10 protein-coding genes are annotated in these 12,946 nt (G+C 55.1%); 6 read left to right on the top strand and 4 right to left on the bottom strand.

The window, feature by feature from the left end:
- Window positions 1-209: 209 nt before the first annotated feature.
- Both WM46_RS12950 and ppnP read left to right on the top strand, forming a co-directional pair.
- Complete coding sequence (locus WM46_RS12950; RefSeq protein WP_043001625.1) at window positions 210-887, top strand: AroM family protein; 678 nt, start codon at window positions 210-212, stop codon at window positions 885-887.
- A gap of 70 nt (window positions 888-957) precedes the next feature.
- Window positions 958-1,242 (top strand): pyrimidine/purine nucleoside phosphorylase, encoded by a 285-nt coding sequence (gene ppnP / locus WM46_RS12945; protein ID WP_046476127.1) that lies wholly within the window; start codon window positions 958-960, stop codon window positions 1,240-1,242.
- A 36-nt stretch (window positions 1,243-1,278) separates the two neighbouring features.
- On the opposite strand, the gene rdgC is transcribed toward ppnP, so the two are convergent.
- Window positions 1,279-2,190 (bottom strand): recombination-associated protein RdgC, encoded by a 912-nt coding sequence (gene rdgC, locus WM46_RS12940; protein ID WP_102603832.1) that lies wholly within the window; start codon window positions 2,188-2,190, stop codon window positions 1,279-1,281.
- A gap of 125 nt (window positions 2,191-2,315) precedes the next feature.
- On the opposite strand from rdgC, the gene mak reads away from it, so the two are divergent.
- Complete coding sequence (mak, locus tag WM46_RS12935) at window positions 2,316-3,224, top strand: fructokinase (protein WP_102602449.1); 909 nt, start codon at window positions 2,316-2,318, stop codon at window positions 3,222-3,224.
- Between the two features lie 39 nt (window positions 3,225-3,263).
- On the opposite strand, the gene araJ is transcribed toward mak, so the two are convergent.
- From araJ to sbcD, 3 genes are all read right to left on the bottom strand, one after another.
- Window positions 3,264-4,433: an MFS transporter AraJ gene (gene araJ, locus WM46_RS12930; protein ID WP_102602448.1), complete on the bottom strand. Its 1,170-nt coding sequence runs from the start codon at window positions 4,431-4,433 to the stop codon at window positions 3,264-3,266.
- Window positions 4,434-4,590: 157 nt separating this feature from the next.
- On the bottom strand, window positions 4,591-7,734 hold the full coding sequence (sbcC, locus tag WM46_RS12925) for an exonuclease subunit SbcC (RefSeq protein WP_102602447.1): 3,144 nt from the start codon (window positions 7,732-7,734) through the stop codon (window positions 4,591-4,593).
- Window positions 7,731-8,933, bottom strand: a complete 1,203-nt coding sequence (gene sbcD, locus WM46_RS12920) for an exonuclease subunit SbcD (protein WP_061077987.1) — start codon at window positions 8,931-8,933, stop codon at window positions 7,731-7,733. The genes sbcC and sbcD overlap by 4 nt, the downstream gene beginning before the upstream one ends.
- 196 nt (window positions 8,934-9,129) lie before the next feature.
- Here sbcD and phoB point away from each other — a divergent pair, with 196 nt between their 5' ends.
- The 3 genes from phoB (at window position 9,130) to brnQ (ending at window position 12,882) form a co-directional block, all read left to right on the top strand.
- On the top strand, window positions 9,130-9,819 hold the full coding sequence (phoB, locus tag WM46_RS12915) for a phosphate response regulator transcription factor PhoB (protein ID WP_061076603.1): 690 nt from the start codon (window positions 9,130-9,132) through the stop codon (window positions 9,817-9,819).
- A 41-nt stretch (window positions 9,820-9,860) separates the two neighbouring features.
- Window positions 9,861-11,156: a phosphate regulon sensor histidine kinase PhoR gene (gene phoR, locus WM46_RS12910; protein WP_102602446.1), complete on the top strand. Its 1,296-nt coding sequence runs from the start codon at window positions 9,861-9,863 to the stop codon at window positions 11,154-11,156.
- A 406-nt stretch (window positions 11,157-11,562) separates the two neighbouring features.
- A complete protein-coding gene (brnQ, locus tag WM46_RS12905) occupies window positions 11,563-12,882 on the top strand; it encodes a branched-chain amino acid transporter carrier protein BrnQ (RefSeq protein ID WP_061076605.1) in 1,320 nt (439 codons plus the stop codon).
- Window positions 12,883-12,946 lie beyond the last annotated feature (64 nt).

Raw genomic sequence — 12,946 nt, 5'->3', positions numbered from 1 at the left:
CCTGCATCACATTTTTCACCGATGAATCGTTGTACCTGAAAACTAACATCAAACAATAACAATCTATTACTGGAATGATCTGGAATCTTTACACAGCGACTTGTGCTGCGCCTGCTACGCTTTTTTGCATTTGCAAAGGTAAGTGTCGGCAGTGGTGCAGCGCATTTGCCCGGGAATAAACGACGAAGTAAAAAAAGAAGGTGGAAAAAATGAGTGCGTCGTTGGCTATCCTAACAATCGGTGTTGTACCCATGAGTGAAGTCTTACCGCTTCTGACTGAGTACATCGACGAACAACATATCACCCATCACAGTTTGCTCGGAAAAATGAGTCGTGATGACGTTCTGGCGGAATATGCGCTGGAATCTGACGAAGACCCGCTGTTAACCCTGCTTAACGATAATGAACTGGCTTATGTTTCACGGCAGAAAGTGGAACGCGATCTGCAAAGCGTCATCGAAGTGCTGGATAACCAGGGCTACGATGTCATTTTACTGATGAGTACCGTGTCGATTGCCAGCATGACCGCCCGTAATAGCATTCTGCTTGAGCCGCTGCGTATTATTCCACCGCTGGTGGCCTCAATTGTCGATGGTCACCAGGTGGGGGTGATTGTGCCGGTTGAAGATCTGATGGCCGATCAAGCGGAGAAATGGCAGGTTTTACAGTCGCCGCCGCTGTTCTCGCTGGCGAATCCGGTTCACGGCAGTACCCAGCAGTTGATTGAAGCCGGGAAAGATCTGCTGGAACAGGGGGCGGATGTCATCATGCTCGACTCCCTGGGTTTTCATCAGCGCCACCGCGATGTCCTGCAAAAATCGCTCGATGTCCCGGTGCTGCTCTCTAATGTGCTGATTGCGCGACTGGCTTCAGAACTGCTGGTTTAATTTTGCGTGACAGGCCAAAGGACTGCCCCCTATATTGGTTGTCAATTTACCAACGAGACAGGGCCCGTTTATGCTTCAAAGTAACGAATACTTTTCCGGCAAAGTAAAATCAATCGGCTTTACCAGCAGCAGTACTGGCCGTGCCAGTGTGGGCGTGATGCTGGAGGGTGAATATACCTTCGGTACCGCGGAGCCTGAGGAGATGACGGTCGTAAGCGGCGCGTTGAATGTGTTACTGCCGGATGCCACCGAATGGAAAGTGTATGCCGCAGGAGAGGTATTCAACGTCCCGGGCCATAGCGAGTTTCATTTACAGGTCGCAGAACCGACCTCATATCTTTGTCGCTATCTGTAATATTTTTCCCTCTCCGTGTGGAGAGGGAATCTTCGTTTAGCGCTGCGCTTCGCCGCCTAAACCTTCCACCAGATTCTGAATCAACGCGGCCAGTTCACCGGTCATCAGGATAAAGTCCGCGTCGAAACGCTGGGCGAAATCTTCCCGGTCGATATCTTCGTTTTGATCGCGCAGCTCGTCGCTGAATTTCAGCCGTTTAATCGACGCGTCATCGCAGATCATAAACTGAATACACTGCTGCCAGTCGAGCGCCAGCTTGGTCACCACTTTACCCGCTTCAATGTGAACGGCGATCTCGTCGCTCACCAGATCCTGTTTCTTCGCCCGGATCACGCCGCCGTCTTCCAGCATGGCTTTCAGTTCGGCTTCGTCGAGTAACTGGAAGCCCTGAGCCACGGTACCGGAACGCACCCACTCGGTGAGCGTCAGCTCAATCGGGTTTTCCAGCGCCAGTGGAACCACCGGCAGAGAACCGAGGCTTTTACGCAGCAGCGCCAGCGTATCTTCCGCTTTTTTCGCGCTTGCGCAATCCACCATGATCAACCCATTCACGGTGTCGATCCACATCATGGTCTGACTAAAGCGGCTAAAGGCGCGCGGCAGCAGCGAATGCAGCACTTCATCCTTCAGCGAGTCTTTCTCGGTTTTCTTCAGCTTACGCGCCTGTTCGGCTTCCAGTTTGGCGATTTTCGCTTCCAGCGCCTGTTTGATCACCGGAGAAGGCAGGATCTTCTCTTCTTTACGCGCGCAAATCAAAATCTGGCCGTTATTGGTATGCGTCAACGCATCGCTGTGCGATCCCATTGGCGGCACCCAGCCCGTCTTTGCCATATCCTGGCTACCGCAAGGGGTAAACGTCATCGAGGCTAGCTGTTTTTCCATCTCCTCGGCACGCAATGAAATATCGCGGCTAAGACGGTAAACCATTAAATTTTTGAACCACAGCATGATAATTTCCACGGCCTTGTCGTTAAATCCAGCGCGTATAGTAACGAATTGTGGGCAGGCTTGCATTGCCATTCCCAATCCCTCGCTCTACTCTGTTGATATTCCCAAAAAAAGAGGAACACCGTGTGCGTATTGGTATTGATTTAGGCGGCACCAAAACGGAAGTGATCGCGCTCAGTGAGGCAGGGGAACAACTGTTCCGCCATCGTCTGCCGACGCCGCGAAATGACTATCAGCAAACCATCGAAACCATTGCCACACTGGTGGCGATGGCGGAGCAGACCACCGGGCAAACGGGGACGGTAGGGATAGGGATCCCGGGTTCCATTTCGCCTTACACCGGTGTCGTAAAAAATGCTAACTCCACCTGGCTGAACGGTCAGCCGTTTGATAAGGACCTCAGCGCTCGTCTGCAGCGTGATGTTCGTCTGGCGAATGACGCGAACTGTCTGGCGGTCTCTGAGGCGGTCGACGGCGCCGCCGCCGGGGCGCAGACGGTTTTTGCAGTGATTATTGGCACCGGCTGCGGCGCGGGTGTGGCGCTCAACGGTCGGGCGCACATTGGCGGCAACGGGACGGCGGGCGAGTGGGGGCACAACCCTTTGCCGTGGATGGACGAGGATGAGCTTCGCTACCGTGAAGAAGTCCCCTGCTACTGTGGAAAACAGGGATGCATTGAGACGTTTATTTCCGGCACCGGGTTTGCCACCGATTACCATCGCCTGAGCGGTAACCCGCTAAAAGGCAGTGAGATTATCCGCCTGGTGGAGGAACAAGACGCGCTGGCAGAACTGGCGCTCAGCCGCTATGAGCTGCGGCTGGCGAAATCGCTGGCCCATGTGGTGAATATTCTCGACCCGGATGTTTTCGTTCTCGGCGGCGGAATGAGCAACATTGACCGCCTGTACAAAACGATACCGCAGCTGATTAAGCCATTTGTGTTCGGTGGAGAGTGTGAAACGCCGGTACGTAAGGCTCTGCACGGTGACTCCAGCGGCGTGCGCGGCGCGGCGTGGCTGTGGCCGCAGAAATAAGGTTATTACCCAGAATCGTTCCCGGTGCGTGGCAGGCTCTCAGCCTGCTACTACTGCCGGATCGGATTTATGTTTCATGCGGCTGTACAGCAATAACGACGACATGGCGGAAAATGACAGCAGCGCCGCAGGAAGCGCCACATAGTTGTAAGAAAAGCCCAGCGTCAGCATCATCCCTCCACAATACGCGCCGATGGCGCTACCGAGATTAAAGGCGATTTGTCCGCCCGCCGCGCCCAGCATTTCACCGCCTTTAGCATTTTGCAGTAGCAGGATTTGCAAGGGCGCGGAGAGCGCAAACAGTCCTGCGCAGCAGATGAAGGCGAACGTCAGCGAGGCAAGTTTGATATCTCCCAGCAAGAACAGCAGCAACAGGGCGAGGACGATAACAAAATCCGTGGTTGCGGCAATGCTGAGCGGCGAAAACCGGCCCGATAGCCGACCACTGAGCAGATTTCCCAACACCATTCCTGACCCGACCAGCATCATAATGAAGGTCATGCTCGCTTCCGGGAAGCCCGAGATGTACATCATGTAGGGCTTAACGTAGCTGAACCAGGCAAACACGCCAGCGTTACCGAACATCGTGGCGGCGAAAATCAGCCAGGGCGCGGAATTTTTCAGAAAGTGAAACTGCTCGCGCAGTCTGCCTTTTGCCTCATCGCGAAGATCGGGGATCCAGAAGACAATGGAGCAAATCACCGCGATGTTAAATACCGCGATTAGCAGAAAAGTATACCGCCAACTGAATTCCTGACTGAGAAACGTCCCTAATGGGATCCCGGCCAGATTCGCCACGGTCATGCCGGAGATCATACCGGCCACCGCAGCAGTCACTTTCCCCGGACGGGCGAGCTTCGACAGAATGATCGCGCCGACGCCAAAGAAGGCGCCATGCGGAAAGCCTGAAACCAGTCTGCCGATCGCCAGCATGGCGTAAGAAGAGGAGAGGGTGAAGATAGCGTTGCCAATGACGCATAAGGTCACCAGAAACAGCAGAATATGCTTGAGGGAAAAGCGGCTGGAAAAGAGGGCGATGATGGGTGCACCCAGCACCACGCCAAAGGCGTAATACGAAATCATATGCCCGGCGGTCGGAATTGATATGCCGACATCGCGTGCCAGTTCCGTCAATACCCCCATAATGCCGAATTCGGCCATGCCGAGGCCAAATGTCCCCAGCGCCAATGCGAAAATCGCCTTTTTCATACCACCTGCCGTTATTTCAAGCGCGGGTTAAGCGCGACGGCTGCGAAAACCGCAGCCAATAGTGTATAGCTTGCGGATAAGTCTGCCGTATTGCCATTCCTTATCCGTCTTTGTGTATTGACGATCGTGCTACATACGTTGCTCCGAAAGCGATTCGTTATTCTACGGCAAACATTCTGTCGAGTTTGCTGTAGCCCAGTCCGTTGATTTTCTTCACCTTGATCTGCACCGGGATCCGTTCTTTCATCGCTTCCACATGGCTAATCACGCCAATAGTTTTGCCGCTGGCGTTGAGCGCATCCAGCGCATCAAGGGCGGTATCCAGCGTTTCACTGTCGAGCGTGCCAAAGCCTTCGTCAAGGAACAGCGAGTCAATGCGCGTTTTGTGGCTGACCAGATCGGAGAGCGCCAGCGCCAGTGCGAGACTGACCAGGAAACTTTCGCCACCGGAAAGGGTACGGGTATCGCGCACGGCGTCGGCCTGCCAGGTGTCGACCACCTCCAGTTCCAGCGCTTCACTGGCTTTGCGCTGTAGCAGATAGCGACCATGGAGACGGGTCAACTGGTTGTTCGCCAGCCAGACCAGGTTATCCAGCGTCAGCCCCTGGGCGAATTTGCGGAATTTATCCCCCTCTTTAGAGCCGATCAGCGCATTCAGGTAACCCCAGTCTTCAACCTGTTGCATCGCGTTGTCGATTTTTTGCATCAACGTCTGCTGCTGCTGGCGATTGTCGCTGTCCTGTTTTAGCTGTTGGCGTATTTCGCCCTGACGCGTGGCGTTGTCGCGTACCCGATCGTTTAACTGCGCCACGGTTTGCTGAACATGCTCAATCGACTGTGTGGGATCCAGACCCGCTGGCGGCTGTTGCTGATGCGCCGCCAGCGCCTGCGCCGATTGTGCGGCGAGCGTCTGTGCCTGCTGAACCTGATTTTCCAGCGACTGTTTTAGCTGTTCAAGACGCGTGACCGCCTCGTCATCCAGCAGCGCGGCAAGAAATGCCGCCTGATCGGCAAATATACTGTGCTCAAGCGCAGCATCGAACTGCGCCTGCGCATCGGCAGCGCGCTGAGTTTCCTGCTTCTCCTGCTGCTGTAATGTCTGCAATTGACTGTGCAGCGACACGCACTCGTCATGAACCTGACGCCAGTTTTCCAGCGTCACGCTTGCATCATCTTCAGCGTCGGTAACGGCGACGGGCAGCGTCTCGAGCAGCGGGGTGAGTTGCGCGATGCGCGCCTGTAACGCCGTCAACTCCGTCTGCCGCTGTTGCCATGTTTGTGCATCCGCCGCGCGCGCGTCTAACCATGCTTCCTCGCTGCCTTCCTCAGGAAGTGACAACGTATAGCGGCTTAACTGGGCTGCCAGCGTCGCCTGGCGCTGATCGATTTGCTGGCGGAACTGCGCCACCTGTTGCGCATGGGCGGTAATTTGCGCCTGTAGATCATGGCGCTGGTTGAGCTGGTAGAGTTGCTGCTCGTGTTCATCCTGCGCCGTCAACCAGGGTTGAATATCCTCCTGCGGCTGTAACGTGACGTTCAGTGCACCGATCGTGGCTTGCCACTGTTGAGTGAGCGCTTGCTCTTTTTTAACCAGCGCCTGCGCTTCGCTTTCATCACGCTGAAGCTGCTGGTTGACGGCCTCTGATTGTCCTCGCAGGGTGGCGCCTTCGTCGGCCAGCGATTTGACTTCTTTTTCCAGCGCATCGCGTCGCGCCTGATTAACACCGGGTTCGAGTGCCTGATACGCCGCGACAGCAGGATGGGTGGTGGAACCGCAAAGCGGGCAGGGCTGGCCGGACTGCAACTGCGCACGCTGGCTTTCCAGATCCTTGATCCGTGCTTCCTGCTCACAGAGTGTTTTAACATCCTGATACTGCTGATATTTATCCTTATATTGCTGGCGCTTTGCCTCCAGCAGGGTGTTGAGTCGGGCCAGTTCCTGTTTGTTATGCGTCATCGTCGCCTGAAGCTGACTCAAACGCGTCAGTCGGGGAACAATCTGACCATGGAGCGAAAGCAGTTGCTGGCGCAGGGGGCGCTGTTGCGCATGCTGCGCCAGCGCAACAGCGACTTCATCCGCCGTCAGATTGAGCGTCACCGTCGGCAGCGATTCCAGCCTGCGGCTGTCGTTGACCTGCTGTTGCTGCCATTTTGCCAGTTGAACGTTATCGCTGGCCTGCTGAGCAAAAAGGGCGCGCCATCCTCCTAACTCGTTGCTCCACAGGCGAAAGCGATCGTGTTCGTTTAGCCACTCGCTTAGCGTCTGTTGCGTGGCGAGCAGGGCAGTGGACTGCCGCTCAGCCTGGCGGCGGATGTGATTGCGAAGCGTGAATCTACTCTGTAAGCGAGCATTCACTTCGTTAATCTGCTGACGAGTGCGGGAAACGGTAGCAGATTGCTCCTGAATGCGCTCCCACAGTGGGCGCAACGCTCTGGCGGGCTGCGCAAGGCTGAGCGCTGCCAGCTGTGGTTGGGCGTTTTCCAGCGCTTCCTGTGCAACCTGCAGCATCTGCTGACGCTGGTTCGCGTCGGCCTGCAGTTCGCGCTGTCGCGTCAGCCAGTTCAGTTGCTGTTGTCCGGTCTGCTGTTGGGCGACCAGTTGTTTCTCTTCGTCAGTGAGTGCCTGCAAACTTTCTGTCAGCGTCTGCAACGCCTCTGGCGCTAACAGCGCGACGCCGCTGGCCTGCGCCTGTAATTTTTCCAGTTCGGTGCGTGCGCTTTTGTGCTGCTCAAAAACCTGAGCGGAAATCTGGCCGTAAATTTCCGTGCCGGTCAGTTCTTCCAGCAGTTCCGCTCGCTCCTTCGGTTTAGCGTTGAGGAAGGCGGCGAACTGCCCCTGTGAGAGCAGCATTGAGCGGGTAAAGCGGCCGTAATCCAGCCCGGTCAGTTCCGCCGTCATCTCCAGTTTGTCTTTCACTTTATCGGCAAGGATTTTCCCGTCGGCACAGCGCGCCAGTTCAACGCGCGGAACCTGCAAATTACCGTCGGGCTGGTTGCGCGCCCGGTTTTGGCTCCAGAACGCACGATACGCTTCGCCTTTGACTTCAAACTCCACTTCCGCCAGACATTCCGCCGTATCGCGGGTCATCAGATCGTTCTGCGATTGCGACACGGTATTCAGGCGCGGCGTCTCGTGGTACAGCGCCAGGCAAATCGCGTCGAGCAGAGTGGTTTTTCCCGCCCCGGTAGGCCCGGTAATCGCAAACAGTCCGTTGCTGGCAAAGGGTTCCACTGTGAAATCGACCTTCCATTCCCCTTTCAGCGAGTTGAGGTTTTTCAGGCGCAGACTGAGAATCTTCATGCCTCATGCTCCCCGGACAGTGTCTGTAGTGTGCGGTGAAAAAGTGATGTCAGGCGTTCACACTGAGGCGGCTCAAGTTCTTCCAGCGCCAGACGGCGGGTAAATACTTCATCCACGCTCAGTTCGCTCAGCGTTTCCCGGCGTTCGTTACTCAACATGCGTTCGCGCTGCTCCCGACTGCGGCGAACTAACAGCACCTCAACGGGCAGTGTTTCCGTCAGCGTCTGAATTTTCCGCTGCATGTCATGCAGGTATTCATCGGTGGTGATTTCAATATCCAGCCAGACCGGGGTTTCCAGCGGACTGTCACGCCACTGCTCCAGCTGTTCGGTAATGGCGGCAAGATCGCCCTTCAGCACAGCCAGCGGTTGCGTTACCGGAACAGTGAGCTCCTCGACGCTGGTTAATGCGCCGTCCTGGAAGTCCACCCGATGCACGTATTTGCTTTTGCCGCATTCGTCAAAGCTCAGCGCGATGGGCGAGCCGCAGTAGCGGATGTGCTCCGTACCGCCAATTTTCTGCGCCCGGTGGATGTGACCCAGTGCGATATAATCGGCAGGCGGGAAATTTTGCGCCGGGAAAGCATCGAGCGTGCCAATATAAATGTCACGCACGGCGTCACTTTTGCTGGCACCCACGGTAGTCAGGTGGCCGGTGGCGATAATCGGCAGGGCGAGATCGCCACGCAACGCGCAGGCGGCCTCGTATTGCTGCTGGTAATAGTCGGTGATGGCACCCAGTAAATGCTGTTGTTTTTCCTGGCCAGAGAGTCCCGCCTGGCTGCTGATAATGTCGCGTGGGCGTAAAAATGGCACCGGGCACAGCACCGCGCCGGGCTGACCATCGCGACGATGCAGGATCTGCGGCGCGTGACCGGCGCTGGCCACAACCGTGGTATTGAGAAACGCCAGAATCTCACGGGATTCATTCAGCGTGGCGACGGAATCATGGTTTCCCGCTAATACCACCAGATGACAGCCCGTTTGCTGTAGGTTGACCACAAAACGGTTATAGAGCTCGCGGGCATAGCTTGGCGGTGAGCCGGTATCGAAGATATCGCCTGCCACGATGATCGCGTCCACCTGTTGCTCAACCGCCGTTTCCAGCAGCCAGTCAAGAAAGGCCTGATGTTCAGCGGCACGGCTTTTGCTGTAGAAATTTTGTCCCAGATGCCAGTCAGAGGTGTGAAGGATGCGCATAACGGTTCCATGGCAAAAAAGCATAAAGGGGATTATAACCATTCGGGGGCTGTAATATCTCGTTTCTCGGATGTCATAAATCAACAACCTAAGGTTAACGTCAGCACGCATTTTCATAAATCTGTCATAAAACTGACGCATAATGGCGCCGCATTAAGACAGATGATGATAAGCAACTTATATAACAGGGCAAATCATGGCGAGACGTATTCTGGTCGTAGAAGATGAAGCTCCAATTCGCGAAATGGTCTGTTTCGTGCTTGAGCAAAATGGCTTTCAGCCCGTTGAAGCTGAAGATTATGACAGTGCGGTGAACCAGCTTAATGAACCCTGGCCGGATTTGATCCTCCTTGACTGGATGTTGCCTGGCGGTTCTGGTCTACAGTTTATTAAACACCTCAAGCGTGAAGCGATGACCCGGGATATTCCGGTCATGATGTTGACCGCCAGAGGGGAAGAAGAGGATCGCGTACGCGGCCTGGAAACCGGCGCGGACGACTACATTACCAAACCGTTCTCGCCGAAAGAACTGGTTGCCCGCATCAAAGCGGTGATGCGTAGGATTTCGCCGATGGCGGTGGAAGAGGTCATTGAGATGCAGGGGCTAAGCCTGGATCCCACCTCGCACCGCGTGATGACCGGCGAAAACCCGCTCGATATGGGGCCGACGGAATTTAAACTCCTGCATTTCTTTATGACGCATCCCGAGCGGGTTTACAGCCGTGAGCAACTGCTGAATCACGTCTGGGGCACCAACGTCTACGTTGAGGATCGCACGGTTGATGTGCATATTCGCCGTCTGCGTAAGGCGCTGGAAGCCAGCGGCCACGATCGGATGGTGCAGACGGTTCGCGGGACAGGGTATCGTTTTTCGACCCGTTTTTGAAAGGCAAGAACAAGAGCCTGGCTCTGAAGGGAGAGTGACCCGTGCTGGAACGGCTGTCATGGAAAAGGTTGGTGCTGGAGCTGATACTTTGCTGTATCCCGGCCTTGATCCTAAGTGCATTTTTTGGTTACCTGCCGTGGTTTTTACTGGCATCGGTAACAGGACTGCTTATCTGGCATTTCTGGAATTTATTACGCCTCTCATGGTGGCTGTGGGTCGACAGAAGCATGACGCCGCCGCCGGGACGAGGCAGTTGGGAACCGCTGCTGTATGGGTTGCATCAGATGCAACTGCGCAATAAAAAGCGTCGTCGTGAGCTGGGCAATCTGATTAAACGCTTTCGCAGCGGGGCGGAGTCGCTGCCCGATGCGGTGGTGTTGACCACCGAAGAGGGGGGGATCTTCTGGTGTAACGGTCTGGCGCAACAGGTGCTGGGTTTACGCTGGCCGGACGATAGCGGACAGAACATCCTGAACCTGCTGCGTTATCCGGAGTTTACGCAGTACCTCAAGCAGCGGGACTTCAGCCGACCGTTAAATCTGGTGCTTAATACCGGCCGACACCTGGAAATCCGCGTCATGCCGTATACCGATAAGCAACTGCTGATGGTGGCGCGCGACATGACCCAGATGCACCAGCTCGAAGGCGCGAGACGCAATTTCTTCGCCAACGTGAGCCACGAACTGCGTACCCCGCTCACGGTGTTGCAGGGCTATCTTGAAATGATGCACGAGCAAACGCTGGAAGGGGCAACGCGCGAAAAAGCGCTGTTAACGATGCGCGACCAGACCTCGCGCATGGAAGGACTGGTGAAACAGTTGCTCACGCTGTCGAAAATCGAAGCTGCACCGACGCTTCTGCTCAATGAGCAGGTCGATGTCCCCATGATGCTGCGGATGGTTGAACGCGAGGCGCAGACGCTCAGTCAGCAGAAGCACACGTTCAGTTTTGAGGTGGATAACCAGCTGAAAGTACTGGGGAATGAAGAGCAACTGCGTAGCGCGATGTCCAACCTGGTGTATAACGCGGTGAACCATACCCCAGCGGGAACCCATATCACCGTCCGCTGGCATGCGGCGCCGCACGGCGCGGAGTTTAGCGTGGAGGATAACGGACCGGGCATTGCGCCGGAACATATCCCACGGTTAACAGAGCGATTTTATCGGGTGGATAAAGCGCGATCGCGGCAAACGGGCGGCAGTGGACTGGGACTGGCTATCGTTAAACACGCGCTGAATCATCACGAAAGTCGCCTGATGATCGACAGTCAACCGGGTAAAGGGACGCGCTTTAGTTTTGTGCTGCCGGAACGATTAATTGCCAAAAAAAGTGCTTAAAGTGCAATCGTAAGGTTTTCTTTCCATAAGCCAGCTAATGCTGGCTTATTTTCTTTGCGGCTAAGATAACTCTGCTGAATTTATCAACGTCTGGTTGTTTTTTGTTCGCATGATAAGCCATGACTTTTTCTTTAGTATGGTGTTTTACACTAGTGTGAGATTTGATATCGCTATAATCTTCCGGTTTTTGGATCCCTCCTTGCTTTAAAACGTTATAAGCGTTTAAATTGCGCCCCAGATGCTGTCAGACTGACTGTATTCAGGCGGTAAATCGAAAAACTATTCTTTGCTTTCCTGGTTATGGGATATATCCCTCTGGAATGGCTTAAAAAAACCGCTGTTTCTTCCCGCAGGGAAAGACACTACGTTAATTTAATCAACACCACATCCACAGGCCGTAAGCTTTATGACCCATCAGTTAAAATCGCGCGATATTATTGCGCTGGGCTTTATGACTTTTGCGCTGTTCGTCGGCGCAGGGAACATCATCTTTCCTCCAATGGTTGGTTTACAGGCAGGCGAAAACGTCTGGATGGCGGCATTCGGTTTTCTGATCACCGCTGTTGGGCTACCGGTGCTGACCGTTATCGCGCTGGCGAAAGTCGGTGGTGGCGTTGACAGTCTGAGTACCCCTATCGGTAAAGTGGCTGGCGTTTTGCTGGCGACCGTCTGCTATCTGGCCGTCGGTCCGTTATTTGCTACGCCGCGTACCGCAACGGTCTCTTTTGAAGTGGGCATTGCCCCGCTGACCGGTGATTCGACGCTGCCGCTGTTTATCTACAGCGTGGTCTATTTTTCCATTGTCATTCTGGTGTCGCTCTATCCGGGCAAACTGCTGGATACCGTGGGTAACTTCCTGGCGCCACTGAAGATTCTGGCGCTGATTGTGCTCTCCGTTGCGGCCATCATCTGGCCTGCCGGCCCGATCAGTCATGCCATGGAAGCCTATCAGACGGCGGCATTCTCCAATGGTTTCGTTAACGGTTACCTGACGATGGATACGCTGGGCGCGATGGTTTTTGGCATCGTTATTGTTAACGCCGCCCGTTCTCGCGGCGTGACCGAAGCGCGTCTGCTGACCCGTTATACCGTCTGGGCTGGCCTGATGGCGGGCGTAGGATTAACGCTGCTGTATCTGGCGCTGTTCCGTCTCGGATCTGACAGCGCCACGCTGGTCGATCAGTCGGCGAACGGCGCGGCGATCCTGCATGCCTATGTTCAGCACACCTTTGGCGGTGCGGGTAGCCTGCTGCTGGCGGCGCTGATCTTCATCGCCTGTCTGGTAACGGCGGTCGGCCTGACCTGCGCCTGCGCGGAATTCTTCGCCCAGTATGTGCCGCTCTCCTACCGCACGCTGGTGTTTATTCTTGGCGGCTTCTCGATGGTGGTTTCTAACCTGGGGCTCAGCCATCTGATTCAGATTTCCATTCCGGTGCTGACGGCAATCTACCCGCCGTGTATCGCACTGGTTGTATTAAGTTTTACCCGCTCATGGTGGCATAATTCGACCCGCGTCATTGCTCCGGCAATGTTTATCAGCCTGATTTTTGGTATCCTTGATGGTATTAAAGCATCGGCAATCGGCGACGTGTTACCAGCCTGGACCCAGCGCTTACCGCTGGCGGAACAAGGTCTGGCGTGGTTAATGCCTACCGTCGTGATGGTGATCCTGGCGGTTGTCTGGGATCGCGCAGCAGGTCGACAGGTGACTTCCAGCGCACACTAAGATTGCGGAAAAAGTGTTTTAACCACGGGGCTATTACTGGCCCCGTGGTTTTTTATTGTGTTGA

The organism is Citrobacter freundii complex sp. CFNIH2 (assembly GCF_002880615.1).
Classification (GTDB): Bacteria; Pseudomonadota; Gammaproteobacteria; order Enterobacterales; family Enterobacteriaceae; genus Citrobacter_A; species Citrobacter_A amalonaticus_F.
Note: the sequence above shows the minus strand (reverse complement) of the source record. Positions and strands in the feature narration are given on the sequence as shown.

Bases quoted from the DNA above. Each gene is read 5' to 3' on its own strand.
- WM46_RS12950 (WP_043001625.1), top strand. From the start codon at position 210: ATGAGTGCGTCGTTGGCTATCCTAACAATCGGTGTTGTACCCATGAGT.
- ppnP (WP_046476127.1), top strand. From the start codon at position 958: ATGCTTCAAAGTAACGAATACTTTTCCGGCAAAGTAAAATCAATCGGC.
- rdgC (WP_102603832.1), bottom strand. From the start codon at position 2,190: ATGCTGTGGTTCAAAAATTTAATGGTTTACCGTCTTAGCCGCGATATT.
- araJ (WP_102602448.1), bottom strand. From the start codon at position 4,433: ATGAAAAAGGCGATTTTCGCATTGGCGCTGGGGACATTTGGCCTCGGC.
- sbcC (WP_102602447.1), bottom strand. From the start codon at position 7,734: ATGAAGATTCTCAGTCTGCGCCTGAAAAACCTCAACTCGCTGAAAGGG.
- sbcD (WP_061077987.1), bottom strand. From the start codon at position 8,933: ATGCGCATCCTTCACACCTCTGACTGGCATCTGGGACAAAATTTCTAC.
- phoB (WP_061076603.1), top strand. From the start codon at position 9,130: ATGGCGAGACGTATTCTGGTCGTAGAAGATGAAGCTCCAATTCGCGAA.
- brnQ (WP_061076605.1), top strand. From the start codon at position 11,563: ATGACCCATCAGTTAAAATCGCGCGATATTATTGCGCTGGGCTTTATG.